Annotated in this window: 24 protein-coding genes; 13 read left to right on the top strand and 11 right to left on the bottom strand. The window is 71.4% G+C overall.

Going from position 1 to position 25,146, the window contains the following annotated elements:
• Positions 1 to 163 precede the first annotated feature (163 nt).
• On the bottom strand, positions 164 to 1,948 hold the full coding sequence (gene arc / locus ACTFTM_RS15455; protein WP_449566458.1) for a proteasome ATPase: 1,785 nt from the start codon (positions 1,946 to 1,948) through the stop codon (positions 164 to 166).
• Positions 1,949 to 2,127: 179 nt separating this feature from the next.
• Between arc and ACTFTM_RS15450 the strand changes: the two genes are divergently transcribed.
• Positions 2,128 to 2,421 (top strand): ferredoxin, encoded by a 294-nt coding sequence (locus ACTFTM_RS15450; RefSeq protein ID WP_449566457.1) that lies wholly within the window; start codon positions 2,128 to 2,130, stop codon positions 2,419 to 2,421.
• Between the two features lie 48 nt (positions 2,422 to 2,469).
• Here the strand turns inward: ACTFTM_RS15450 and ACTFTM_RS15445 are convergent, their stop codons facing one another.
• Genes ACTFTM_RS15445 through ACTFTM_RS15435 form a run of 3 tightly spaced genes read right to left on the bottom strand, consistent with a single transcriptional unit; the run spans position 2,470 to position 5,127 of the window.
• Positions 2,470 to 3,042 (bottom strand): hypothetical protein, encoded by a 573-nt coding sequence (locus tag ACTFTM_RS15445; RefSeq protein WP_435207037.1) that lies wholly within the window; start codon positions 3,040 to 3,042, stop codon positions 2,470 to 2,472.
• A 28-nt stretch (positions 3,043 to 3,070) separates the two neighbouring features.
• Positions 3,071 to 4,072, bottom strand: a complete 1,002-nt coding sequence (locus ACTFTM_RS15440) for a tRNA (adenine-N1)-methyltransferase (protein WP_449566456.1) — start codon at positions 4,070 to 4,072, stop codon at positions 3,071 to 3,073.
• The gene (locus ACTFTM_RS15435; protein WP_449566646.1) at positions 4,069 to 5,127 is read right to left on the bottom strand and encodes a M50 family metallopeptidase; all 1,059 of its coding nucleotides are present in this window, start codon (positions 5,125 to 5,127) and stop codon (positions 4,069 to 4,071) included. Before ACTFTM_RS15435 ends, ACTFTM_RS15440 begins: the two co-directional genes overlap by 4 nt.
• A 173-nt stretch (positions 5,128 to 5,300) precedes the next feature.
• Here ACTFTM_RS15435 and ACTFTM_RS15430 point away from each other — a divergent pair, with 173 nt between their 5' ends.
• From ACTFTM_RS15430 to ACTFTM_RS15415, 4 genes are all read left to right on the top strand, one after another.
• Positions 5,301 to 6,215 carry a RecB family exonuclease gene (locus ACTFTM_RS15430; RefSeq protein ID WP_449566455.1) on the top strand — a complete coding sequence of 305 codons (915 nt, stop codon included), beginning with the start codon at positions 5,301 to 5,303 and terminating at the stop codon, positions 6,213 to 6,215.
• Between the two features lie 295 nt (positions 6,216 to 6,510).
• Positions 6,511 to 7,197, top strand: coding sequence for a response regulator (locus ACTFTM_RS15425; RefSeq protein ID WP_396805148.1), 687 nt, complete (start codon positions 6,511 to 6,513; stop codon positions 7,195 to 7,197).
• Between the two features lie 329 nt (positions 7,198 to 7,526).
• Complete coding sequence (locus ACTFTM_RS15420) at positions 7,527 to 8,294, top strand: ABC transporter ATP-binding protein (RefSeq protein ID WP_449566454.1); 768 nt, start codon at positions 7,527 to 7,529, stop codon at positions 8,292 to 8,294.
• Entirely contained in the window at positions 8,294 to 10,849 is a 2,556-nt protein-coding gene (locus ACTFTM_RS15415; protein WP_449566453.1) for an ABC transporter permease, read from the top strand. Before ACTFTM_RS15420 ends, ACTFTM_RS15415 begins: the two co-directional genes overlap by 1 nt.
• A 51-nt stretch (positions 10,850 to 10,900) precedes the next feature.
• On the opposite strand, the gene ACTFTM_RS15410 is transcribed toward ACTFTM_RS15415, so the two are convergent.
• Positions 10,901 to 11,551 carry an HAD family hydrolase gene (locus ACTFTM_RS15410; RefSeq protein WP_449566452.1) on the bottom strand — a complete coding sequence of 217 codons (651 nt, stop codon included), beginning with the start codon at positions 11,549 to 11,551 and terminating at the stop codon, positions 10,901 to 10,903.
• Positions 11,552 to 11,673: 122 nt separating this feature from the next.
• Positions 11,674 to 12,417 (bottom strand): neutral zinc metallopeptidase, encoded by a 744-nt coding sequence (locus tag ACTFTM_RS15405; RefSeq protein WP_449566451.1) that lies wholly within the window; start codon positions 12,415 to 12,417, stop codon positions 11,674 to 11,676.
• Positions 12,418 to 12,724: 307 nt separating this feature from the next.
• On the opposite strand from ACTFTM_RS15405, the gene ACTFTM_RS15400 reads away from it, so the two are divergent.
• From ACTFTM_RS15400 to ACTFTM_RS15390, 3 genes are all read left to right on the top strand, one after another.
• On the top strand, positions 12,725 to 13,090 hold the full coding sequence (locus ACTFTM_RS15400; protein WP_449566450.1) for a hypothetical protein: 366 nt from the start codon (positions 12,725 to 12,727) through the stop codon (positions 13,088 to 13,090).
• A gap of 408 nt (positions 13,091 to 13,498) precedes the next feature.
• Complete coding sequence (locus ACTFTM_RS15395) at positions 13,499 to 13,678, top strand: YciI family protein (RefSeq protein ID WP_449566449.1); 180 nt, start codon at positions 13,499 to 13,501, stop codon at positions 13,676 to 13,678.
• Between the two features lie 4 nt (positions 13,679 to 13,682).
• Positions 13,683 to 14,933 (top strand): RNA polymerase sigma factor, encoded by a 1,251-nt coding sequence (locus tag ACTFTM_RS15390; RefSeq protein WP_449566448.1) that lies wholly within the window; start codon positions 13,683 to 13,685, stop codon positions 14,931 to 14,933.
• A 63-nt stretch (positions 14,934 to 14,996) separates the two neighbouring features.
• Here ACTFTM_RS15390 and ACTFTM_RS15385 read toward each other — a convergent pair whose 3' ends face one another.
• A complete protein-coding gene (locus ACTFTM_RS15385) occupies positions 14,997 to 16,097 on the bottom strand; it encodes a calcium:proton antiporter (protein ID WP_449566447.1) in 1,101 nt (366 codons plus the stop codon).
• A gap of 91 nt (positions 16,098 to 16,188) precedes the next feature.
• On the opposite strand from ACTFTM_RS15385, the gene ACTFTM_RS15380 reads away from it, so the two are divergent.
• Positions 16,189 to 16,551 (top strand): ArsR/SmtB family transcription factor, encoded by a 363-nt coding sequence (locus ACTFTM_RS15380; RefSeq protein ID WP_449566446.1) that lies wholly within the window; start codon positions 16,189 to 16,191, stop codon positions 16,549 to 16,551.
• A complete protein-coding gene (locus tag ACTFTM_RS15375) occupies positions 16,548 to 17,048 on the top strand; it encodes an SRPBCC family protein (protein WP_449566445.1) in 501 nt (166 codons plus the stop codon). The genes ACTFTM_RS15380 and ACTFTM_RS15375 overlap by 4 nt, the downstream gene beginning before the upstream one ends.
• Here the strand turns inward: ACTFTM_RS15375 and mug are convergent.
• Positions 17,021 to 17,680 carry a G/U mismatch-specific DNA glycosylase gene (mug, locus tag ACTFTM_RS15370; protein ID WP_449566444.1) on the bottom strand — a complete coding sequence of 220 codons (660 nt, stop codon included), beginning with the start codon at positions 17,678 to 17,680 and terminating at the stop codon, positions 17,021 to 17,023. The genes ACTFTM_RS15375 and mug overlap by 28 nt on opposite strands.
• Before the next feature lie 273 nt (positions 17,681 to 17,953).
• Here mug and ACTFTM_RS15365 point away from each other — a divergent pair, with 273 nt between their 5' ends.
• Both ACTFTM_RS15365 and ACTFTM_RS15360 read left to right on the top strand, forming a co-directional pair.
• On the top strand, positions 17,954 to 19,237 hold the full coding sequence (locus ACTFTM_RS15365) for a ThuA domain-containing protein (RefSeq protein ID WP_449566443.1): 1,284 nt from the start codon (positions 17,954 to 17,956) through the stop codon (positions 19,235 to 19,237).
• Positions 19,238 to 19,324: 87 nt separating this feature from the next.
• Positions 19,325 to 22,156 carry a PQQ-dependent sugar dehydrogenase gene (locus ACTFTM_RS15360; RefSeq protein ID WP_449566442.1) on the top strand — a complete coding sequence of 944 codons (2,832 nt, stop codon included), beginning with the start codon at positions 19,325 to 19,327 and terminating at the stop codon, positions 22,154 to 22,156.
• Between the two features lie 256 nt (positions 22,157 to 22,412).
• Here the strand turns inward: ACTFTM_RS15360 and ACTFTM_RS15355 are convergent, their stop codons facing one another.
• On the bottom strand, positions 22,413 to 22,997 hold the full coding sequence (locus ACTFTM_RS15355; RefSeq protein ID WP_449566441.1) for a hypothetical protein: 585 nt from the start codon (positions 22,995 to 22,997) through the stop codon (positions 22,413 to 22,415).
• A 58-nt stretch (positions 22,998 to 23,055) separates the two neighbouring features.
• The gene (locus ACTFTM_RS15350) at positions 23,056 to 23,484 is read right to left on the bottom strand and encodes a VOC family protein (protein ID WP_449566440.1); all 429 of its coding nucleotides are present in this window, start codon (positions 23,482 to 23,484) and stop codon (positions 23,056 to 23,058) included.
• 103 nt (positions 23,485 to 23,587) lie between these two features.
• Between ACTFTM_RS15350 and ACTFTM_RS15345 the strand changes: the two genes are divergently transcribed.
• Positions 23,588 to 24,496, top strand: a complete 909-nt coding sequence (locus ACTFTM_RS15345) for an NAD-dependent epimerase/dehydratase family protein (protein WP_449566439.1) — start codon at positions 23,588 to 23,590, stop codon at positions 24,494 to 24,496.
• On the opposite strand, the gene ACTFTM_RS15340 is transcribed toward ACTFTM_RS15345, so the two are convergent.
• A complete protein-coding gene (locus ACTFTM_RS15340) occupies positions 24,493 to 24,933 on the bottom strand; it encodes an N-acetyltransferase family protein (RefSeq protein ID WP_449566438.1) in 441 nt (146 codons plus the stop codon). The two genes, ACTFTM_RS15345 and ACTFTM_RS15340, sit on opposite strands and share 4 nt — an antisense overlap.
• Between the last annotated feature and the right edge of the window lie 213 nt (positions 24,934 to 25,146).

Below are 25,146 nucleotides of genomic sequence, written 5' to 3'. Positions count from 1 at the left end.
GTGGTGACCCGGCCGCGCAGGTCCGGATATCTGGTCGGCTGGCGGTCGACGCGTCGCTGCGGAAGCGCCACCGCGTACCGGGTCGGGTGGGTGTGTGTGGGCAGGTCGGCGCGATGGTCGGGGCCCGGGACGCGTCGCGTCCCGGGCCCCGATGTCGGCGTCGTTACAGGTACTGGCCGGTGTTGCTGGCGGTCTCGATGGACCGGCCGGCCTCGGCGCCCTTGCCGCCGGAGACGAGCGTACGGATGTAGACGATCCGCTCGCCCTTCTTGCCGGAGATGCGCGCCCAGTCGTCGGGGTTGGTGGTGTTGGGCAGGTCCTCGTTCTCCCGGAACTCGTCGACGCAGGAGTCGAGCAGGTGCTGCAGGCGCAGCCCCTTACGACCGGAGGTGAGGAACTCCTTGATGGCCATCTTCTTGGCCCGGTCGACGATGTTCTGGATCATCGCGCCGGAGTTGAAGTCCTTGAAGTAGAGGACTTCCTTGTCACCGTTGGCGTAGGTGACCTCGAGGAAGCGGTTCTCCTCGGTCTCCGAGTACATCCGCAGGACGACGGCGTCGATCATCGCGGCCACCGTGGCCTGCGCGTCGGCGCCGTGTTCGGCGAGGTCGTCCGGGTGCAGTGGCAGCCCGGAGAGGATGTACTTCGAGAAGATGTCCTTGGCCGCCTCGGCGTCCGGCCGCTCGATCTTGATCTTCACGTCGAGCCGGCCCGGGCGCAGGATCGCCGGGTCGATCATGTCTTCCCGGTTGGAGGCGCCGATGACGATGACGTTCTCCAGTCCCTCCACGCCGTCGATCTCGCTGAGGAGCTGCGGGACGATGGTGTTCTCCACGTCGGACGAGACACCGGAGCCACGGGTCCGGAAGATCGAGTCCATCTCGTCGAAGAACACGATCACCGGGGTGCCCTCGCCGGCCTTCTCCCGAGCCCGCTGGAAGATCAGCCGGATGTGTCGCTCGGTCTCGCCGACGTACTTGTTGAGCAGCTCCGGGCCCTTGATGTTGAGGAAGAAGCTGGTGTGCTTCTCCTTGCCCTGCCGCTCGGCGATCTTCTTGGCCAGGGAGTTGGCCACCGCCTTGGCGATCAGCGTCTTGCCGCAGCCGGGCGGCCCGTAGAGCAGGATGCCCTTGGGCGGACGGAGCTGGTGCTCGCGGAACAGGTCCGCGTGCAGGAACGGCAGCTCCACCGCGTCGCGGATCTGCTCGATCTGGGACTGGAGGCCACCGATGTCGGAGTAGTCGACGTCCGGCACCTCCTCCAGGACCAGCTCCTCGACCTCGCTCTTCGGGATCCGCTCGTACGCGTACGCCGAGCGGGGCTCGATCATGAGCGAGTCGCCGGCACGGATCGCCGAGCCGATCAGCGTCTCGGCGAGGTGCACGATGCGCTCCTCGTCGGAGTGGGAGACCACCAGCGCCCGGTCGCCCGGCGCGCCGTTCGGTCCCTCCAGGATCTCCTTGAGCATCACCACCTCGCCGACCCGCTCGTACCCGAACGCGTCGACGATGTTGAGCGCGTCGTTGAGCAGGACCTCCTGGCCGCGACGCAGCTCGGCCACGTCCAGTGAGGGCGAGACGGCGACGCGCAGTTTGCGTCCGCCGGTGAAGACGTCCACCGTGCCGTCGTCGTGCTTGGCCAGGAAGACTCCGTAGCCACTCGGCGGTTGTGCGAGCCGGTCGATCTCCTCCTTGAGCGTGACGATCTGCGTGCGAGCCTCCTTGAGGGTGCTCACCAGCCGGTCGTTGTTCTCGGTCAGCCGCGCCAACTGCGCCTGGGTGGCCGCCAGCCGCTCTTCGAGCTGCCGGACGTGTCGGGGGCTTTCGGTCAACTTACGCCGCACCAGGGCGAGTTCCTCCTGAAGGAACGCGACCTGCGTGGAGAGATCGTGGGCTTCCTTCTCCCACCGTGCGGCGCGCGAGTCCGCGTCGTCGCTGCGTGCTGCCACGTCCCACCTCCCCGGGGGGCTTGAACGTTCTGAGCTAACACTAGCCGCTATGAGCCCGATTCGGTCCCACGCAACACCCTCGTCACTGAACCTTGATCGCCAAGGGGTGGTCTGCGGGGCCGGTAACGGCGTTCGGGTACCGTCGGAGGCTGGTACGGGAGAACATGGGGGGTGCACCGGTGGCCGAGGTCGCGACCGACCAGCTGCAGGTCTGGGTGGACCAGGATCTCTGCACGGGCGATGGGCTCTGCGTGCAGTACGCGCCGGAGGTGTTCGAGTTCGACATCGACGGCCTGGCGTACGTCAAGGGCGCCGACGGTGAGCTGCGGATGGCGCCGGGCAGCCGGGTCGACGTGCCCGAGCACCTGCGACTCGAAGTGATCGACTCCGCGAAGGAGTGCCCGGGCGACTGCATCCACGTGGTGCGTGGCGACGGCGTCGAGGTCGCCGGCCCGGACGCCGAGGACGGCTGAGCCGGCGCCGCCCGCTTCGCGCGGCGCCGACCCGAAACGGGGTACGCCTCAGAGCATCGGGCGGCCGACCACCGAGGCGACCAGCCGCGCGAACTCCTCCAGCCGGGCGATCTGCCCGGCCCCTCCGTCGTCGAGGGTCTTACCGAACCGCAGCGCGTCGTGCCGGGGCGTACCGGCCATCTCCTCGCTCGGCGGCGCCTCGTCCAGCGAGGTGAGCAGCAGGTAGACGTCGATGCTGTCGACCCGGATCTCGCCGTTCTCCAAGCGGTTGAGCCGGCGTCGACAGCCCACCTCGGTGACCGTGGAGACCGGCACGACCCGCAGTGACGACGTCATCGAACCCGGCGGCCCCTCCCCCGGCGGCACGTCCTCGCCGTGCCAGAGGATCAGCCGGCTGCCGTCGCAGACGACGACCTCCTGCCACACGCCGTTGACCTCGTTGACGAAGCGTTCCAGGGTGAAGCCGAGCACCGAGGCGCCACGGAGCACCCCGCCGAGCGCTTCCAGAGCGACGTCCGGGTCCCGCAGGTAGGCGCGCGCCGCGGACTCCAGATCCTGGTAGGGCGACCAGTCCGGAAACACGGCGGGTAGGTCGCCGCCGCCGTAGCCCGGTCGGCTCATCGGGCCGCCCCTCCCCCCTCACCGATGGTCACGGCCTGTCCATCTCCCCCGTCGCGTCGGGCTGCGCGCCGGCGGCCTGCGCGGCGGCGGCCTGGCGGGCCGCCTCGGCGGCGCGCAGGTCCTCGCGACGCTGGGCGTACGCCTCGGTGCCCTTGCTGGGTTTGCGGCGGCGCGGCGGCGCGGTGACGCCCGGGGCGAGCTTGCGCGCCGAGACCAGGAACGCCGTGTGCGCGATCATCCGGTGGTCGGGGCGGACGGCGAGGCCCTCGGCGTGCCAGTCGCGCACCAGCGACTCCCAGGCGCGCGGCTCGGTCCAGCCGCCGCGCTCGCGCAGCGCCTCGACCAGTTCGGAGAGCTGCGGGGTGGTGGCGACGTAGCCGATGAACACGCCGCCGGGCACCAGTGCCCGCTCGACCATGTCGAGGGTCTCCCAGGGCGTGAGCATGTCCAGGATGATCCGGTCGAAGCCGGTCTCCTGGCACTGCGCGACGTCGCCGACGTGCAGGTGCCAGGACGGGTGCGGCCCGTTGAAGAACGCCTCGACGTTGCGCTTGGCGATCTGGGCGAAGTCGTCGCGCAGCTCGAACGAGTGCAGCTCGCCCTCGGTGCCGACGGCCCGCAGCAGGGAGCAGCTCAGCGCGCCGGAGCCGGCGCCGGCCTCGAGAACCTTCGCGCCGGGGAAGATGTCACCCATCGCGACGATCTGCGCCGAGTCCTTCGGGTAGATCACCTGGGCGCCGCGCGGCATGGAGAGCACATAGTCCGACAGCAGCGGGCGCAGCGCCAGGAACGCGGTGCCGCCGCCGGAGGTGGTCACCACGCTGCCGTCGGGCAGTCCGATCAGCGTGTCGTGCGCCAGGATGCCGCGGTGGGTGTGGAACTCCTTGCCGTGCTCCAGCGTGACGGTGTGCATCCGCCCCTTGGGATCGGTCAGCTGCACCCGGTCGCCGGGCCGGAACGGGCCTCGGTGCACGGGTGTCAGAGTCCGGGGGGCGGCGTCGGCTCCGACGGTGGAGGGAGTTGCGGTCACGGTGTCATCTTCCGGTTGGGTTCGAGGAGCTGTGCCAGGTCCCCGATGTGCAGAATGCCGACGACATCTTCGCCTGACGTCACCACGTACTGCGCGCCCGGGTGGGTCTGCACGGCCTCCATCACCCGTTCGCCGTCGAGCCCGAGCGGCAGGGTGGGGAGCGCGGTCAGCGGCCGGGCGACGGAGTCCACCGCCTGCCAGGGGCGACGCTCGGCGGGTACGGCCGCGGCGGCGGCCGGGTCGACCAACGCCACCGGGTGGCCGGTGGAGTCGGTGACCAGCAGCGCGGCGGCGGGCTGCCCGCCCTCGGCGCGGCGGCGCTGGGCCTCGGCCAGCGGCGTGCCGGTGGTCACCGGCCAGACCGGCCGCGCCAGTTGGGCCAGGTCGATGAGCGGGAACCGCCGGCTGACCCGCGCGGCGCGGATCGACTGCCCGGCGCCGCGCCAGAGGGTGATGGCGACCAGCAGCATCAGTGGCAGCGCCACCGGCGCCAGGTGGCGGGTGGCGGTGAGCAGCCCGACCAGCGCGGCGGTGCCGACGGCGACGACCCGGCCGGCCCAGCCGGCGACCTCGGTGCCGCGGTGCCGGTCGCGGGTGAGGCCCCACACGGCGGCGCGCAGCGCCCGGCCGCCGTCCAGCGGCAGCCCGGGCAGGATGTTGAACACCGCGACGATGACGTTGCTCAGCGCGAGCTGGAAGGCGAGTTGGTGGCCGACGGTGCCGGGCGGCAGGGCGAGGGTGGCGGCGACCGCGAGGGCCCCGAGCACCGCGGAGACCGCCGGGCCGGCCAGCGAGACCAGCAGGTCGATCCGGGGCGTCGGAGCGTCCCGCTCCATCTCGGTGTACCCGCCGAGCAGTTCGAGCGTGATTCCGCGCACACCGATGCCGTAGCGGCGGGCGGTGAGCGCGTGGCCCAGCTCGTGCAGCAGTACCGAGCCGAGCAGGGACACCACGAACCCGAAGCCGATCAGGTAGCCGCTGAGCTGCGGCAGGTCCAGTTGTCGGCGGGCGAACTCGGCGTAGAGCACGGCGACCAGCACGGCGAGCAGGAGCATCGACGCGTTGAGGTGCAGGGGTACCCCGAACACCCGGCCCACGCTCAGACCGGGTCGCCGGTCGGACCGACGCGGTGGCCGGGATGTCTGCTCCATCGCACCGATGCTACGGACCGGCCCCGTGCGGGGCGGCCGGCGGGCGGTGTCACACCGGTGCCCTAACCTTTGCGCACATGACGGCGGAAACGGTCACCACCCCCCAGTCCTCTCCCCCGGCGCAGACGCCGCCGACGGTGCGGGCCTCGCTGTCGCCGTCGCGGGCGGCGGATTTCAAGACCTGCCCGCTGCTCTACCGGTTCCGCAGCATCGACCGGCTGCCCGAGCGGACGACCATCGAGCAGGCCCGGGGCACGCTGGTGCACGCGGTGCTGGAGCGGCTGTTCGACCTGCCGGCGTCCAGCCGCACCCCGGCCGCGGCCGGTGACCTGGTGGCCCCGCAGTGGGACCGGCTGGTCACCGAGCAGCCGGAGCTGGCCGCGATCTTCGACGACGCCGAGCCGGCCGGGCCGGTGGAGTTCCTGCGCTCCGCGGCGGGGCTGCTGGAGGGCTACTTCGCCGTGGAGGATCCGACGCGCCTGGAGCCGGCCGAACGCGAGAGCCTGATCTCGGCGGTCGTCGACGAGGAGCTGCTGATCCGGGGCTACCTCGACCGGCTCGACGTGGCTCCGGACGGCGCGCTGCGGGTGGTCGACTACAAGACCGGCGGCGCGCCCCGGGAGGCGTTCGAGGCGCGGGCGCTGTTCCAACTGAAGTTCTACGCGCTGGTGCTGTGGCGTACCCGTGGGGTGGTGCCCCGGGTGCTGCGCCTGCTCTACCTGCGCGACGCCGAGGTCTTGGACTACACGCCCGACGCCGACGAGCTGGTCCGCTTCGAGCGCACCGTGGTGGCGCTGTGGCGGGCCATCGAGCAGGCCACCGCCCGACAGGACTTCCGGCCGCGGCCGAGCAAGCTGTGCGACTGGTGCAGCCATCAGGCGCTGTGCCCCACGTTCGGCGGCACCCCACCCCCGTTCCCGGTGGCGGCGGCGAACACCGACCCCCTCCGCGACGCCCGCAGCACCCCCACACCCCCCGGCGCCGACGAGTAACCCGCCCGCCCCGGCCCGCCCCGCCCCGGCGAGGCCCGCCCCGCCCCGGCCCGGCCCGCCCCGCCCCGGCGAGGCCCGGCCCGGCCCGGCCCGGCGATCTTGCAGTTTCGGATGTCGACTTCATCGGATCCGCACCACTTATCCCAGCAGAAAGTGCAAGATCGACGGCGTCCGGAGGGCCAGGCCCCGGCACCGCCCGACCGGAGCGGTGCTGTCCGGGTCGGGACAGGGTGCCCGGGCTGCCTCTACCGTGGTCCGCGACGCACAGGCCGGTGGACGCGGAACGGGAGACGACATGAGCGATCGGGTGGCCCCGGCCAGGCCGGTACGGATCCTGCTCGCCGACGACCAGCCGCTGCTGCGTACGGGCTTTCGGATGGTGCTGGGCGCCGAGGGCGACCTGGACGTGGTGGCGGAGGCCGGTGACGGCGTGGAGGCGGTGGAGCTGTCCCGACGGCTCCTGCCCGACGTCGTGCTGATGGACATCCGGATGCCCCGCATGGACGGGGTGGCGGCGACCCGGGCCATCGTCGACTCCCGCCTGCCGGTACGGGTGCTGGTGCTGACCACGTTCGACCTCGACGAGTACGTGGTGGGGGCGCTGCGGGCGGGCGCGAGCGGATTCCTGGCCAAGGACGTACCCGCCGAGGATCTGATCGCGGCGATCCGCACGGTGGCGGGCGGGGACGCGGTGGTCGCGCCACGGATCCTGCGGCGACTGCTGGACCGCTTCGCCGATCTGTTGCCCGACCCGGCGGCGACGCCGTCGGCGGCGCTCAACGCGCTCACCGACCGGGAGCGTGAGGTGCTGGTGCAGGTGGCCCGGGGGTTGTCCAACGCCGAGATCGCGGCGGTCCTGTCGGTCAGCGAGACCACCGTCAAGACCCACGTCGGGCACCTGCTGACCAAGCTGCGGCTGCGCGACCGGGTGCAGGCGGTCGTGCTGGCGTACGAGTCGGGTCTGGTCCGCCCACGGGCGTAGCCGCCGCGCGGCGGGTACCTCACCCGGCGTACCCGAATATCCCTCCGTGGAGGGACGGCCCGGTTGCCGTCGTCACCTACCGTGACCGGAGACGGCGTCGCGCGGTTGACCCTCCTGTGACGTGAGGGGGAAGTGTGCAGAACCGGTCGACCGGCGGTCGGGTCAGGGGCAACCCTGATGCGGCATGGGGGTGCACCCGCAGCGGGAAATCCGCTGCACGTCCCCCCAGGGGCGGACGGGACGGGCGCGTGCAGCGCCGATGATTGAACGGTCGCGCCGGACCATCGGGGGGCGGCGTGGAATTCGGACAGACGGAAGAGGTAGATGACGTGACCGCGACGGTAGGCCAGCAGGCGCAGGCCGCGGCCCGGGCGAACGACGTGTGGAAGGTGTACGGCAGCGGCGAGGCTCAGGTCATCGCCCTGCGGGGGGTCAGCGCGGAGTTCGAACGTGGCCGCTTCACCGCGATCATGGGGCCGTCGGGTTCCGGCAAGTCCACGCTGATGCACTGCCTCGCCGGTCTGGACTCGGTGACCCGGGGGACGGTGTCGATCGGTGAGACGACGGTCACCGGGCTGGGCGACTCGGGGCTGACGAAGCTGCGCCGGGACAAGGTGGGCTTCATCTTCCAGCAGTTCAACCTGCTGCCGACGCTCACCGCGAAGGAGAACATCCTGCTGCCCATGTCGATCGCCGGGCGCAAGCCGGACCCGGCCTGGTACGACACGGTGATCAAGACGGTGGGCCTGCAGGATCGGCTGGACCACCGGCCGGCGCAGCTCTCCGGTGGTCAGCAGCAGCGGGTGGCGTGCGCGCGGGCGCTGGTCGCCCGTCCCGACGTGATCTTCGCGGACGAGCCGACCGGCAACCTGGACTCGCGCTCCGGCGCCGAGGTGCTCGGCTTCCTGCGCGACTCGGTGCGTGAGCACGGTCAGACCATCGTGATGGTCACCCACGACCCGACCGCCGCCGCGTACGCCGACCGGGTGGTCTTCCTGGCCGACGGCCAGATCGTGTCGGAGCTGATCGAGCCGACCGCCGAGACGGTGCTGGACACCATGAAGAAGTTGGACACTCCGGCCGAGGTGGGCAACTGATGTTCCGGGCGACACTCAAGAGTCTGCTGGCCCGCAAGGTCCGGCTGATCCTGTCCGCTCTGGCGGTGGTGCTCGGGGTCATGTTCGTCTCCGGCGCGTTCGTGCTGACCGACACGCTGGGTCGCAGTTTCGACTCGGTGTTCGCCGACGGCTTCTCCGAGATCGACGTGAACGTCGCGGCGAAGCCCAAGGTCGAGGTCAGTGAGCTGGAGGGTGAGCAGACCGCCGCTCCGCTGCCCGCCGCCGTGGTGGACCGGGTCAAACAGGTGCCGGGGGTGGCCTCGGCGACCGGTGTCGTCAACGCCGACGGCGCGCGGGTCATCGGCAGCAACGGCAAGGTGGTCACCTCGTTCGGTCCGCCGCAGCTCGGCGAGAACTGGGTCGGCGAGAGCGACCTGCTGCAACTGCGCGAGGGACGCGCCCCGCAGGCCGACGACGAGATCGTCATCAACAAGTCGCTGGCCACGACCGCGAAGGTGCGCGTCGGCGAGAAGGTCGGCGTGCTGACCGCGTTCGAGTCGAAGAAGCGGGACTTCACCCTTGTCGGCATCGCCGGTTACAGCGGTGACCGGGACTCGATCGGCGGCGTCAACGAGGTCTTCTTCACCACGCCGGTGGCGCAGCGGCTGATGCTGGGCGAGCCCGGGGTGTTCAGCAGCATCACGGCGACCGCCGCGGGTGGGGTGTCGGACGAGGCGCTGCGCGACGACGTGGCCGGCGCCCTGGGCGCGGACTACGACGTCAAGACCGGCAAGCAGCTGGCCGAGGACGCCGCGGCCAGCCTGAAGGAGGGCCTGTCGTTCTTCAACAAGATCCTGCTGGGCTTCGCCGCGGTGGCGCTGCTGGTCGCCACGTTCCTCATCCTCAACACCTTCTCGATCATCGTGGCGCAGCGCACCCGGGAGCTGGCGCTGATGCGCGCCATCGGGGCGAGTGGCCGGCAGATCATCGGCTCGGTGGTGCTGGAGGCCATCGCGGTCGGTCTGCTCGCGTCGGTGCTCGGCCTGGCCGCCGGCATCGGGGTGGGCGCGCTGCTGGCGTTCCTGTTCGGCAAGCTGGCCGGCGGCCTGACCCTGGCCGGGATCGGCGTGCCGGCGGCCGCCGTGATCGGGTCGTTCGGCGTCGGCCTGGTCATCACCGTGGTGGCGGCGCTGCTGCCGGCGCTGCGGGCGGCCCGGATCCCGCCGATCGCCGCCATGCAGGACGTGGCCACGCCGGACCGGCCGTTGACCAAGGTCACCGTCGCCGGGTCGGTGGTCACCGGCATCGGCGCGGTGCTGCTGTTCCTGGGGCTCAGCGGCAACGCGGGCGGCCAGACGCTGTGGACCATCCTGGGCGGCGTGCTGTTCGCCTTCATCGGTGTGGCGCTGCTGACTCCACTGATCAGCCGGCCGGTGGTGAACCTGCTCGGGGCGATCTTCTCCTGGTCGGTGCCCGGCAAGCTGGGCCGGCTCAACTCCGGGCGCAACCCGCGTCGGACCGCCATCACGGCCGCCGCGCTGATGGTCGGCATCGCGCTGGTCACCGGCATCACGGTGATCCTCGACTCGGCCAAGAGCAGCCTCAGCGCCCTCGCCCAGGACACCATCAAGGCCGAGCTGGTGATCTCCGGTCAGCAGGGCGGCCCCCGTCCACCGAGCTTCGACCCGAGCGTGCTGGACCAGGCGAAGGCGCTGCCCGGCGTGCGGATGGTCGACGGCGAGTACGGCGACATGGCGCGCGTCGACGGCAAGAGCACGTGGGTGGCGGCGAGCAGCGACATCGCGTCACTGCGGCAGATCTTCGGCGCGAAGGCCACCGCCGGTGACATCGACCGGCTCTCGCCGACGCAGATGCTCGTCAGCTCGGACACCGCCACGTCCCGTGGCTGGTCGGTCGGCTCGACGGTGAACGTGCAGCTCACCCGTGGGGAAGCCCGCACGTACACGGTCAGCGGCATCTACGAGTCGTCGCAGTTGACCAACCCGGTGACGTTGCCGGCGACGGCGGCGAAGGACTTCGCGATCCCGCAGCCCATCCAGGGCTTCATCCAGCTCGCGCCGGGGGCTCGGGTGGCCGACGTGCAACCGCGGGTGGAGACGCTGCTCGCGGACAGCCCCGAGGTGTCGGTGGCCGACCGGGACGCGTTCATCAAGCAGCAGACGAGTTCGCTCGACGGGCTGCTCACGATGATCAAGATCCTGTTGGCGCTGGCCATCATCATCGCCGGGCTCGGCATCATCAACACCCTGGCGCTGTCGGTGTTGGAGCGCACGAGGGAACTGGGCCTGCTGCGGGCGATCGGCCTGCGCCGCGGCCAGACGATGGGCATGATCACGGTCGAGGCGGTGGTGATCTCCGTGTTCGGCGCGCTGCTGGGCTTGGCGGTCGGCACCGGCCTCGGCGCCGCGGTGGTCGAGGCGCTCAAGGACGAGGGCATCACCGAACTGAACCTGCCCTGGGGGCAGATGATCGTCTTCCTCGGTCTCGCCGCGATCATCGGGATCGTGGCCGCGGTGCTCCCCGCCGTGCGGGCGGCCCGGATCAACGTCCTGGGCGCGATCGCCCACGACTGACGCCAGGTAGGAGCACGAGGGGGTCCCGCACGGCGGGGCCCCCTCGCTCGTTCAGGCCGCGGCCCGGTCGGCCAGCAGCGCCGCCAGCGCCGCCAGGTCCACGCCGGCCAGGCTTGCCACCTGGTGTACGCCCTCGATCGGAGGCAACGGCACCTCGGCGGGTACGGCCAGCACGGCCGCGCCGGAGGCGTGCGCGCTGGCCACCCCGGTCGGCGAGTCCTCGATCGCCACACACCGTTCGATCGGCGCGCCGAGACGCCGTGCGGCGGTCAGGTACGGCTCCGGGTGCGGTTTGGCCGCGACCACCTCGTCACCGGCGACCACCACGTCGAAGTTGTCCCGGCCGAGGGTGTCCAGGGCGATCTCGACAAGCGCCCGAGGACTGGAGGTGACCAGCGCGGTGGGGATCCCCGCCGCGCGCACCGCGTGCAGCAGCTCGAAGGCGCCCGGCCGCCAGGGCAGACCGGTCCGGAACAGCTCCAGGATCCGCGCGTTGATCCACGCCGCGCTGATCTCCGGATCGCGCTCGGGCTGGCCCAGGTCGTCGTGCAGGATGCGCATCGACTCGGCCATGGCGGTGCCGATGATCGAGCGGCGGGCGTCGACGGACAGCTCCCCGCCGTACTCGCGGGCCAGTTCCTGCAACGCGACGTCCCACAGCTTCTCGCTGTCGACCAGGGTGCCGTCCATGTCGAAGAGCACGGCGGCGAGGTGTTGGCTGCTCAGCGGATCCTCCAGGGGTCATGACCGACACCGGCGATCCTGCCAGCCGTTGCCGCCGCCGGCGGCGGCAACGGCTTCGAGGGTGACCGGGGCAACCCCGCTCAGCTCAGGTCGCACTCCTTCAGCGAGCGTTCGTACCCCCGGAAGAACATGTCGGTGCGCTGCTCGGCGGTGCCGTGCGCGCCCTCGGCGAACCACGGCTGGTCCGGGTCGTCACCGACCGCGGCGACTCCCTCCCGGAACTCGTCCAGGTCGCCCTCGGCGAGGGTGAGGTCGCCGGCGCGCACCGAGTCGCCGAGGTACGCCCCGGCCATGCAGTCGGCCTGCAACTCCTGCTGGATGGTGAAGCTGTAGTTGATGCCCAGGCGCACCTGGATGCCGTGGGCGTACTCGTGACCGAGCAGGTAGAACACGAACGCGTCGCCCACCTCGCGGAAGGCCGCCACCGACCAGGCGACGTCGTACGCGATGAAGTCGCCCTGCGAGCAGTAGACCGCGTTGTTGCGCGGCAACGGCTGACCGCCGCAGGAGACCTCGCCGGCCCGCTGGTACGGGGTGACCCGCCGGATGGGCGTGAAGCGTTGCCCGGACGCCTTGAACTGGGCCGCCCAGTAGCGCTCCGCGACCGCCTGCGCGTCGGCGACGTCCTGTTTGAACTCGGCCACGCTGGTGGTGCTGTCCGCCCGTGTGGTGTTCGGATCAGCCGAGGCGGCCGGCGGGTTCGCACCCGGACGTTCGCCCTCCGGTTCGGCCAGCCCACCGCCCGCGCAGGCGAGCGACACCAGCGCGACGACCACCAGGCCCGCCAGGGGTCCCCGCGCGACGCGTCCCGACCATGCCCCCACTGTGCCTCCCCAGACCTCGGCGCTCGCACCACGCCATACCCCGACGGTACGACCACCACGCCCGCCCCCGGATTCACGCACGCCCGGTCCAGTCGGTTCACGCCCCGACCCGCACCCCCTCCCCCTCCCGCCCGCCCGTGCCGGTGATCAAGAGGTTGGCGTCAGTCCGTCCGGCGGGTCGTGACGCCAACCTCTTGATCGACGGATTTGGGCGGGCGCGGGAGGGGAACGCGACGGTTCCCGTGGGTGGGGGCGGGCCGCCAGAATGGTCCGGGGTGGGCCGGCCCGGTCCGGGAAGGGGGGCTACGTGCACGTGCTGGGGAGCCGTCGACGCAGCCAGCCGGCGCCGGCGCATGTCGTGTGGCGCTCGCTCCGTGACCCGTACGAGGTCGGACGTCGCCCCTGGCTGGAGTTACGCGACGACGAGGTGCCGCCACGGGTGGTGGCGGGTTACGCGCCGGTGCTGCTGGTGTGGTCGTCGCTGTGGCCGCACCGGCCGCTGGACGAGATCCGTTTCGACATCTCGAAAGGGCTCCCCGGTCGTGACTGCGCGCTGCGCTGGACACTGACCACGCCCGACCCGGACCTGCCCGGCGAAAGCACCCTCGGCTACCTCCGCCACCGCCTCAACTACCTGGTCAACAACCGCCTCCGCCTGTCCTACGGCCAGTAACCCCCACCCACCCAGCCCCGTTGATCATGAAGTTGTCGCGCCGACACGCCGACATCGATGGCGATAACTTCATGATCAACGGGGTGAGGCGGGGCCGGCGGGGCCGGCGGGGGTGTCCGGTGGGCGGGGTTGGGTTCGACGTTTCTGGTGAGCGGTGCCGGGGCGGCACCGGGAACAGGAAGGCCACCATGAAATACATGATCATGCTTTACGGGTCGCAGCAGGACTACGACGCGCTGTCGGGGCGGCCCTCCGGCCGACCGGCCATGTCGGCCGAGCAGGTGGCGGCCATGCACAAGCACATGGAGACGTTCCACCAGGCGCTCGCCGAGTCCGGGGAACTCGTCGACGCACGCGGCCTCAGCGAGCCGGTGCACGCCCGCCGCGTGCAGGTGCGACCGGGCGGCCGTGGTCACCGACGGCCCGTACGCGGAGACGCAGGAGGTCCTGGCGGGTTACACGATCGTGGAGTGCGCCAGCTTCGACCGGGCCACCGAGATCGCCACCGGCCTGGTCGATCCGGACAACCCCGGGGCGTACGTGGACGTGCGGCCGGTGCTGGACGGCGTCGAGGACCTGGCCGGCTGACCACGTGCCCGAGACACCCGCCGAGGACCTGCTGCGCGAGTTGGCGCCGCAGGTCCTCGGCGCGCTCGTACGCCGTTTCGGGCACTTCGACACGGCCGAGGACGCGGTGCAGGAGGCGCTGATCGCCGCGGCGGACACCTGGCCACGCGACGGCGTACCGGACAGCCCCCGGGCGTGGCTGATCACCGTCGCGTCCCGGCGACTCACCGACCTGCTGCGGCGCGAGCAGGCGCGGGCACGGCGGGAGGCGACGGCGGCGCGGTGGACGTTGCCGGAGCAGTGGCTCGCGCCGGCCGCCGACCGACCCCGGGACGTCGACGACACGCTCGTCCTGCTGTTCCTGTGCTGCCATCCGGCGCTCACCCCGGCGTCGCAGATCGCGCTGACGCTGCGCGCGGTGGGCGGGTTGAGCACGGCCGAGGTGGCCCGCGCGTTCCTGGTGCCGGAGTCGACCATGACCCGTCGGATCAGCCGGGGAAAGCAGCGGATCCGCGACAGCGGTCTCCGGTTCGCGCCCCCGACGGCAGCGGAGCGCGCCGATCGGGTCGCCGCCGTGCTGCACGTCCTCTACCTGATCTTCACCGAGGGGTACGCCCGTACCGCCGGGCCGGGACTGCTGCGCGCCGACCTGGCCGCCGAGGCGATCCGGCTGACGCGGCTGGTGCGCCGGCTGTTGCCCGACGATCCCGAGGTCACCGGGCTGCTCGCGTTGATGCTGCTCACCGACGCCCGCGCGCCCGCGCGGACCGGCCCGCACGGCGAGCTGGTGCCGATGGCCGAGCAGGACCGGGGCAGGTGGCGGGCCGAGCAGATCGCCGAGGGCGTCGCGCTGGTCGGCGAGGCGCTGCCGCGCGGGCCCGTCGGGCCGTACCAGCTCCAGGCGGCCATCGCGGCGGTGCACGACGAGGCGCCGAGCGCGGCGGCCACCGACTGGGCGCAGATCACCGCCCTGTACGAGGTGCTGCTCGGCCTCACCGACAACCCGGTGGTGGCGCTCAACCACGTCGTGGCGGTGGCGATGAGCCGGGGCGCGTCGGCCGGCCTGACGCTGCTCGCCGACCTGGACGGCGACGCCCGGTTGGCCGACGATCCGCGGCTGCCGGCCGCCCGCGCCCACCTGTGGGAGCTGACCGGCGAGCGGGCTCCGGCGCGCGAGGCGTACCGGATGGCGGCGGCACGCTCGACGAACCTGGCGCAGCAGCGCTACCTCAACGCCCGCGCGGACGCCCTGGCGGACGACGCCACCACCGGCTGAGCGGACGACGCGACCGCCAGGCTGAGCGGGCCACGCGGGCGTGGGCCTCGCCGAGCCGGCACCTCAGGGACTGGCGGCCAGGAAGACGAACGCGGCCAGCAGCACCAGGTGGACGCCGCCCTGCAACACGTTGGCCCGGCCGGGCACGACGGTCAGCACCGCCGTCACGGCGGTGAGGGCCAGCAGCGCGAGCTGGGTGCCGCCGAGGCCGAGCAGCAGCGGGCCGTCCAGCCAGATGGAGGCGACGGCGATGACCGGAATGGTCAGACCGATGCTGGCCATCGCGGAGCCGAGGGCGAGATTGAGGCTGATCTGTACGCGGTCGCGGCGGGCCGCCCGGGCGGCGGCGAGGGTCTCCGGCAGCAGCACCAGCAGCGCGATGATCACACCGACGAACGCGTGCGGCAGGTTGGCGGCCGCCACACCGGCCTCGATCGTCGGCGAGACGGTCTTGGCGTCGCCGACCACCGCGACCAGCGCCACCAGCAGCAGCACGAGGCTGAGCAGCGCGGCCCGGTTGGTGGGTGGCTTGGCGTGTTCCTCCGCGTCGATCACCCGGCCCTGCGTGTCGACCGGCAGGAAGTAGTCGCGGTGCCGACCGGTCTGCACCAGCACGAACAGCCCGTACAGCGCGAGCGAGGCGACGGCGGCGAAGGTGAGCTGGGCCGGGCTGAACTCCGGGCCGGGGCGGGCCGTGGTGAAGGCCGGGATGACCAGACTCAGCGTGGCCAGGGTGATCACGGTCGCCAGGGCCCCACCGGTGCCCTCTGGGTTGAACACGGCCACCCGGCGGCGCAGCGCACCGAGCAGCAGGGACAGGCCGAGGATGCCGTTACACGTGATCATGACGGCGGCGAAGACGGTGTCGCGGGCGAGCGACTGGGTCTTCTCCGGACCGCTGATCATCAGGGTGACGATGAGGGCCACCTCGATGACGGTTACCGCGACGGCGAGCACCAACGACCCGTACGGCTCCCCCACCCGGTGGGCGACCACCTCGGCGTGGTGCACGGCCGCGAGGACCGCGCCGCCCAGCAGCGCGGCGACCACCACGACGACGGGGCCGGGGAGTTCTCGCCCCCAGGTCACGAACAACACCAGCACCGCGAGCACGGGTACGGCGACGGTCCAATCGAGCAGGCGGGATCGAAGCTGGGCTGGCATGTCGTCAAGAGTGCCAGGTCACGTGATCATGTGCCCACCATCGACGCACCCGCGTCACGTAATCCGTAACCCATAGGTTACGCTTCCCGGCGTGGACGAGGTGGCCACCGCGATCGCGGACCCGGTACGGCGGCGCATCCTCAGCATGCTGCGCGACGCGCCACTGGCCGCGGGCGAGATCGCCCAACGGTTCGCCATCAGCCGGCCGGCGGTCAGCCGCCACCTGCGGGTCCTGCGCGAGAGCGGGCTGGTCCGCGACGAGCTGGTCGGCCGCACGAGGATCTACCGGCTCGATCCCGGCCCGCTCGCCCCGCTCGTCGACTGGCTCGGCGGACTCGTCGCGCCCGAGAAGTGGGAGCAGCGCCTCGACGCGTTGGAGACCGAGGTCTATCGAACCCGCCGGGAACGCCGCGCCCGCGGCCCGGCCACCCATCGAACGGAGCACACCGCATGACCCGTACCCCCGCCGGCCGCCTCTTCCGCACCGCCACCGGCCACGACCTCGTCCTCACCCGCACCTTCCGCGCCCCGGCGGCGGACGTGTGGGCGAGCCTCACCGACTCGGAGCGCACGGCCCGCTGGTTCGGCCCGTGGGAGGGCGACGCCCGGCCCGGCAACACCATCCGGGTCCAGATGGCGTACGAGGAGCAGCAGCCCTGGTGCGACGTACGCGTCGAGGAGTGCGAAGCGCCTCGCCGCCTGGCCGTCTCGATGGTCGACGACCACGGCGACTGGCTGCTGGGGTTCGCGCTGACCGAGACCGACGGCGTGACCGAGCTGCGCTTCACCCAGCGCCTCACCAGCCTCGACGGCGTCGCCGAGGTGGGCGCCGGCTGGGAGTACTACCTCGACATGCTGGTCGCCTCGCGGGACGGCACGCCCCGACCGGAGTTCGACGAGTACCACCCGGCCATGCGGCCGTACTACGAGGCGCTGGCCGAAAAGGCCTGAGGGTCGACCTCCCGCCGCAGTCGGGCGAACTCGGCGGTCAACGCCGGAAGTGGGAAGTGGGCGTTCAGGCCGCTGGGGTTGGGCAGCACCCACACCCGGGCCGGGCCCAGCCGCTCCGGCTGCGGGCCCAGCGCGGCCTTCGGCCGGACGAACGCGATCCGGTACGCGGTCACCCCGAGCACCGCCACCCACCGGGGCCGGTGCCGCTCGGCCTTGACCGCCAGGCCGGTGACCCCGGCGACCAACTCGGCGGCGGTCAGCTCGTCGGCCCGTGCCGTGGCCCGGTTGCTGAGGCTGGTGATGCCCAGCCCCTGCCGCAGCAGCTCGGCGCGCTCCCACGGGCGCAGTTCCCGGTCGGTGAATCCCGCACCGTGCAGGGCCGGCCAGAAGCGGCTGCCCCGCCGGGCGAAGTGCTCCCCCACCGCCGCCGAGTAGAGCCCGGGGTTGAACCCGCAGAACAACACCCGCAGGCCAGGGCCGATCACATCCACCAGGCCGCGACCGGCCGCCGCCGCGACCTCGTGGCGGGTCGGCGGCCGCCACGGCGGTGACAGGTCCGCGTCCACCAGCCCGATCCTGCCGTACGCCCCGAGTTGCGTCGGCAGTTCCCCCATGTCCGTCCCGACGACCATGCCGACCGCGCCTCGGCGCGCCGCAGGCCGGAGTGGGTGGGGTTGACGGGCGCAGACATCGGAGGTTTACTGCCTCAACGACACCAGTCGATACCATCCGTCCGTCCACACTGGCCGGTCGGAGCCGTCGGCTGGCTCGTGTACCGCAGCACGGCACCATCACCCCGCACCTAGCCGAGCATCGGCGGCCCGGCTTCCGCACCACCGCCACCATGGCCCCGGGCGTGCCTTCGCGCACCCTCCGGGGTTGACGCTCAGCTAAGGAGCATCACCATGCGTTCCCGTCCCCGCCTGTTGGCACTCGTCACCGGCTTGGCCGTGTTGATGGCCGGCCTGGTCGCACTGCCGACCACGGCCTCGGCCGCGCCACTGACCAAGGTCCTGGTGTTCAGCAAGACCGCCGGCTTCCGGCACTCGTCCATTCCCAACGGCATCGCGGCCATCCAGCAGCTCGGCGCTGCCAACGGCTTCAGCGTGACCGCCACCGAGGACGCCAACCAGTTCACCACCTCCAACCTGGCCCAGTACCAGGCGGTGGTCTTCATGTCGACGACCGGCGACGTGCTCAACTCCAGCCAGCAGACGGCCTTCGAGCAGTACATCGCCGCCGGCGGCGGCTACGTCGGCGTGCACGCCGCCGCGGACACCGAGTACAGCTGGCCGTTCTACGGGCAGTTGGTCGGGGCATGGTTCGACTCGCACCCGGCGATCCAGACCGCGACCGTGAAGATCGAGGACCGGACCAACCCGTCGACCGCGCACCTCGGCGCCACCTGGGTCCGCTCCGACGAGTGGTACAACTACCGCACCAACCCCCGGTCCAGCGCGCGGGTCCTCGCCAGCCTCGACGAGTCGTCCTACAGCGGCGGCAACATGAACGGCGACCACCCGATCACCTGGTGCAAGGCGTACGGCGGCGGACGGGCCTGGTACACGGGCCTCGGGCACACCGAGGCGTCGTACACCGACCCGAACTTCACCCGGATGCTGCTCGGTGGCCTCCAGGTCGCCGCGGGTTCGGTGAGCGCCAACTGCTCGCCGGGGACGAACCCGACCACCCCGCCGCCGACCACCGCTCCGCCGACGACGGCCCCGCCGACCACTCCCCCGCCGACGACCGCGCCGCCGACCACGGCCCCGCCGACCACCCCGCCGCCCGCCGTCGCCGGTTCCACCCTGCGGGCCCGCGCCAACAACCAGTACGTCAGCGCGCCCAACGCCAGCACCCCGCTGATCGCCAACAAGACCTCGGTGAGCACTAGCGAGCGGTTCGAACTGGTGAACCTGGCCAACGGCAACGTCGCGTTGAAGGCCAAGAGCAACGGGCAGTTCGTCGCGGCGGAGAACGCCGGGGCGTCCGCGCTGATCGCCAACCGGGCCAGCGCCGGCGCGTGGGAGACGTTCCAGCTGATCCGCAACTCCGACGGCACGGTGAGCCTGCGGGCCACGGTGAACAGCCGGTACGTGGCCGCCGACAACGGTGGCTCCTCCCCGCTGATCGCCAACCGGACCTCCATCGGTCAGTGGGAGAAGTTCGACCTCGTCACCACCAACTGACCGCACCACGACCCACACCCCGCCACCCACACCTGGTCGTGGTGCGCCCCAGCACGCCCCGGCCCTGGTCGTCGAGGAAGGACGATCATGCTTTCGAAATCCCGGCGCTGGTCCCGGGCACTCGTCGCGGCGGTCACCACCGTCGCGAGTGTGACCCTGGCCGTGGCCGCAAACTCCCCCGCCGCGCAGGCGGTGGTGATCCCCGCCAGTGACTATCAGCAGATCAAACTCGCCACCGGCTCCGCCGAGCTGGGCGAGGCCATGTCCCTGGCCGTCCTGCCCAACCGCTCGGTGCTGCACACCGCCCGCAACGGCGTCCTGCGGGTGACCGACGTCGCCGGCAACACCAAGGTCTCCGGCACCCTGTCCGTCTACACGCACGACGAGGAGGGTTTGCAGGGCGTCGCCGTCGATCCCGGCTTCGCCACCAACCGGTGGATCTACCTGTACTACTCGCCCACGCTGAGCACCCCGTCGGGTGACGCGCCCACCACCGGCACGCAGTCCGACTGGGACCGGTGGAAGGGGCACCTGCGGCTGTCCCGGTTCACCCTGAACAGCGACGACACGCTCAACCTGAGCAGCGAGAAGATCGTGCTTCAGGTCGCCAACGACCGTGGGCAGTGCTGCCACGTCGGCGGTGACCTGGACTTCGACGCCGCCGGCAACCTGTACCTGACCACCGGCGACGACACCAACCCGTTCGAGTCGTCGGGCTACGCGCCGCTGGACGAGCGGACCAACCGCAACCCGCAGTTCGACGCCCAGCGCTCGGCGGGCAACACCAACGACCTGCGGGGCAAGGTGCTGCGGATCACGCCGCAGGCGGACGGGACGTACACCATCCCGTCGGGCAACCTGTTCGCGCCCGGCACGGCCAACACCCGTCCCGAGATCTACGCGATGGGTATGCGCAACCCCTTCCGGATGAGCGTGGACAAGGCGACCGGCGTCGTCTACGTCGGCGACTACGGCCCGGACGCGGGAAGCACCAACTCCAGCCGGGGCCCGCAGGGTCAGGTCGAGTTCAACCGGATCACGGCGCCGGGCAACTACGGCTGGCCGTACTGCACCGGCAGCAACACCAGCAACGAAACATACAACGAATACACCTTCCCGTCCGGGCCGTCGCAGTCGAAGTACAACTGCTCGGGTGGGCCGACCAACAACTCGTTCCGCAACACGGGTCTCACCACGCTGCCTGCGGCGAAGCCGGCCTGGATCAAGTACGCGGGCGACTCCGGCTCGCCGTCGGAGTTCGGCAGCGGCTCCGAGTCGCCGATGGCCGGGCCGGTGTACCGGTACGACGCGTCGCTCAACTCCAGCGTCAAGTTCCCGCAGTCGCTGAACGGCCTGTTCTTCGCCGGTGAGTACGGTCGCCGCTGGATCAAGCCCATCGCCATCAACGCCGACGGTTCCCGGGGGGAGATCTCCAGCTTCCCGTGGTCCGGCACGCAGGTCATGGACATGGCCTTCGGCCCGGACGGCGCGCTGTACGTGCTGGACTACGGCACGGGCTCGAACAACCAGGCGCTGTTCCGGATCGAGTACATCGGCGGCGGCAACCGCAACCCCATCGCGGTCGCCTCGGCGAACCCGACCTCCGGGGCCAACCCGTTGACGGTGAACTTCTCCTCGGCGGGCAGCTCCGACCCCGAGGGCGGGGCGCTGAGCTACCTGTGGACGTTCGGTGACGGCACCACGTCGACGGCGGCGAACCCCACCAAGACGTACACCACGAACGGCACGTACTCCCCGACGTTGAAGGTCACCGACCCGACCGGCCTGTCCGGTACGGCGAGCCTGGTCATCACCGTCGGCAACACGGCACCGACGGTGACGCTGACGTCGCCCGCAGACGGGCAACTGTTCAACTTCGGCGACACCATCTCGTACCAGATCAGCGTGAGCGACCCGCAGGACGGCACCATCGACTGTTCCAAGGTGAGCCTGACGTACGCGCTGGGCCACGACAGTCACGCCCACCAGATCACCTCGAAGAACGGGTGCAGCGGCTCGATCACCGTGCCGACCGACGGCGAGCACGACTCCGCGGCCAACATCTACGGGGTCTTCGACGCCGCCTACACCGACAACGGCGGGCTGACCACGCACAGCATCCGGACGCTGCAACCGAAGCACCGCCAGGGTGAGCACTTCGGCGCCCAGTCGGGTGTCCAGGCCACCGACCACACCAGCGCCGAGGGTGGCCGCACCGCCGGGTTCATCGAGAACAACGACTGGATCTCGTACCAGCCGTACAACCTGACCGGTGCGAACCGCATCACCGTGCGGGCGTCGTCGGCCGGGGCCGGCGGCACGATCGAGGTGCGGGCCGGGTCGGCAACCGGCACCCTGCTGGGCACCGTCACGGTGCCGGTGACCGGCAACTGGGAGACCTTCACCGAGGTGTCCGGCACGATCAGTAACCCGCCCACCGCGTCGACCACCCTGTACCTGGTGTTCAAGGGCGGGTCGGGCTACCTGTTCGACGTGGACGCGTTCACCTTCACCACCGGCACCGGTGGCAGCACGCCGGTGACCACGCTGCGGGCGCAGATCAACAACCAGTACGTGTCGGCGGTCGGCACCACCGCGCTGATCGCCAACAAGGCCAGCGTCGGCAGCACCGAGCAGTTCGACCGGGTGGACGCCGGCAACGGCAACATCGCCCTGAAGTCGCGCTCCAACGGGCTCTACGTCTCGGCCACGAGCACCACCGCACCGTTGGTCGCCACCGGCACGTCGATCGGGGCGGCGCAGACCTTCCAGCTCGTCAACAACTCGGACGGGACGGTCAGTCTGCGTGCCACGATCAACAACCAGTTCGTGTGCGCGGAGAACTCCGGGGCCGGGTCTCTGATCGCCAACCGCACGTCCGCCGGGGCCTGGGAGAAGTTCTACCTGACCACCGGCTGACACGTGGTGGGCCCGGCCCGTTCGGTGACCGGGCCGGGCCCACCGCACCATCGACCGCCGACGCGCCGCGTCGACAAGGGCGTGTGTCGAAGTCCTCGGTCGAGCCGAGGCGGAGTCCAGGCGGCGGTCCGGCAAGGCGGAGATGGGCTCGGATACCGGTGTTGTATCCGGGCCCATCTCCAACGCCGCCGGCCGTCTTCTGGGCCCGCCGTAGGCCGGCCAGGGGCTTTGACACACGCCCTAGGAGTCCCCGCCGTCAGGAGTCGGCGGGGACTCCGCTGTCCAGTTGCCCGATCACCGGCGCCAGCAGGTCGTTGAGTTCCCGGGCCAGCACCACGACCGCCCGCCGCGCCGCAGCGGGAACGTCGTCGTCCGGTCCGTCGGGTGTCGGCGGCAGGCCGTCGAGCGGCAGCGGCGCCTCCACCTGGAGCAGCGCGCGAAGATGGGGACGGCGCGTCCGGTCCTGCTCGGTGGGGGTGGTGAACTGGCCGAACAGCCGCGGCCAGTCCTGCCATCCGCGGTCCCGCTGCCACTGCTTGCTCCAGGTCAGCTCCGCGGGCCAGCGGGAGGCCACGGTGACCGCGCAGACCATGCTGCCGTCCCACGGGCTGCGTTCGCAGGTCGCCGAGATGATCCGCCGGTGCCACCGGACGAAGCCGGGTGACAGCTCGCTGGCCACCCGCCAGGCCGTCGCGGCGAACGCGACCGGCGCGAAGTCCCCCCAGGTCTCGGCGAAGTCGTCGATCCGGCGGAGCACCTCGGCCTCGTACCGGCCGTGGCCGTCGGTGCCGTGCTCACGGTCGAACTGCTCGTCCAGCCAGAAGGCGCGCGGTTCCGGCATCCTCGACCCCGTTCTCGACGATCGTGTGCGCGTCCGCCACGCACGGACACGGACGCCACTATCCCACCATGATGCAGAACGGGTGGCCGGCCGGATCGGCGTACACGCGCAACGGCTCCTCGGGGTCCTCGATCCGGTCGTAGCGCAGCCGGCCGCCGAGGCGCAGCACCCGCTCGTGCTGGACCAGCAGTTCGTCGACGGACTCCACGGTCAGGTCCAGGTGCAGCTGCTGTGGCACGTCGTTCTTCGGCCACGTCGTCTCGGGCAGACTGTCGACCTGCTGGACCGCGATCTGCGGGCCACCGGCCGGGGACCGCAACACCAACCAGTCACGACCGCGCTCGTCGGGACGGCCGTCCGTCGGTGGCTCGTCGCCGGGCCGGTAGACGAAGCCCATGAGCTGCCGGTAGAACTCCGCCAACTCCCGTGCGTCGGTGCCGTCGAGCACCACCGACGTCAGCCGGGGAACGCTCTCCTGGTCGACCATCCACGATCACCTCCGGACGCCATTCTGGCCGCAGCATGCCGTCGTCGCATCCGCTGCGGCACCGTACTTGACACGCACCCCGCCACACAGTGGACGATTCAGCGTGCGAATTCTCGTGGTGGGTGGCAGTGGCCTGATCGGCGCGCACGTCGTGGAGGTGCTGCGCGAGCGCGGCCACGCCACGACCTCGGTGGCGCGTACCGCCCAGCCGGGCGTCGACCACCTGCTCGACGTGGGGTCCGCCTCGATCGACGAGCTGCGGTCGGTGCTCGCCGGTCACGACGGCGTCGTGTACGCCACCCGGACCGACGAGCAGCGCCCGTTGCCGAAGCCGATCTATCCGCAGTTCCGACGCGAGAACGTCGACCCGGTGGTACGCCTGTTCACCGCCGCCCGCGACGAGGGCCTCACCCGTGGGGTGGTCATGGGCTCGTACTACACGTACTTCGACCGGCTCCATCCGCAGTGGCGGCTCGGTGAGCGGCACACGTACATCCGCTGCCGGCTGGAGCAGGCCCTCCAGGGACGCGCCGCCGCCGGCCCGGGCCTACCGGTCGCCGTCCTCGAACTGCCCTTCGTCTTCGGCCGGGCCGGCGACCGGCTGCCGAACTGGGCCGGTCCGCTGGACCGGTGGGCGCGCTCTCGTACCCCTCTGGTGGCGCCGACCGGCGGAAGCGCCGCGGCGTCGGCGCGCAGCGTGGCCGAGGTCGCGGCCGACGCCCTCGAGGGGGCCAGCGGCGCGGACATCCCGGTCGCCGACGAGAACCTCACCTGGCACGACATGCTCGCGCGCATCGCCGAGGCGGTCGGCCGACCCCGCCGGGTCGGCCGACTGCCGGCCGGCGCGGCGCGGACGGCGCTGCGGCTGGGCGGCGCGGCGCAGGCACTCGGTCGCAAGGAGTCCGGGATCAATCCCACCTTCCTCGCCGATCTCCTGCTCGCCGACCTGTTCATCGAGCCGACGACCGGCCGTGCGCTGGACGCCGCGCTGCGCGAGACCTTCCCTGGTTAGCCGGGCGGACGCGCGAGGTACGCCGTCTTGACGTCGGCCGAGAACCCGCAGGCACGGTAGAAGGCGTGCGTCGCCGGGTTTCGCGACCCCGTCATCAGCATCGCCTTGTAGCAGCCCGCGTCCCAGGCGGCCTGGAGCGTGCCGGCCATGATCTGCCGACCCAGACCGGTACCTCGCCGCGATTCCTCGACGACGACGTTCTCGATCACCGCATACGGTGACGCCGACCGGCTGAGGTTGGGGATCACGTTGAGGTACGTGGTGGCGACGACGATCCCGTCCAGTTCCAGGACGAACAGCCGCAGCCCTGGTGAGCGGAGGATCTGCGCGAAGGCCGCCAGGTCGGTGCCGTCGTCCACCACCGGATCGTCCGGGTTCAGCTGTCGGTAGAGGCGGATGATCTGCGCGAAGTCGTCGGGCCGGGCCGCACGGAACATGCCGGCAGCGTAACGAAGGCAGCTGGCCACCCATCGGCCCGCACGTCTGACCGGGCGACGCGTCCCGCCATCCCTGATCGGGGATCTTGACAGTCCTACCGACGGAGGGGAACCATCCTCGGTGGACTAGACAACGTTGTCAGTGCCGGGTGCGGCTCCGACATAGACGGAGGAAGCATGACGGGTCGCCCCGCCGAGCTTCATGCAAACGGT

The sequence above is a fragment of the Micromonospora sp. RB23 genome, assembly GCF_053585025.1.
This window is presented reverse-complemented; position numbering and strand designations above follow the sequence as displayed.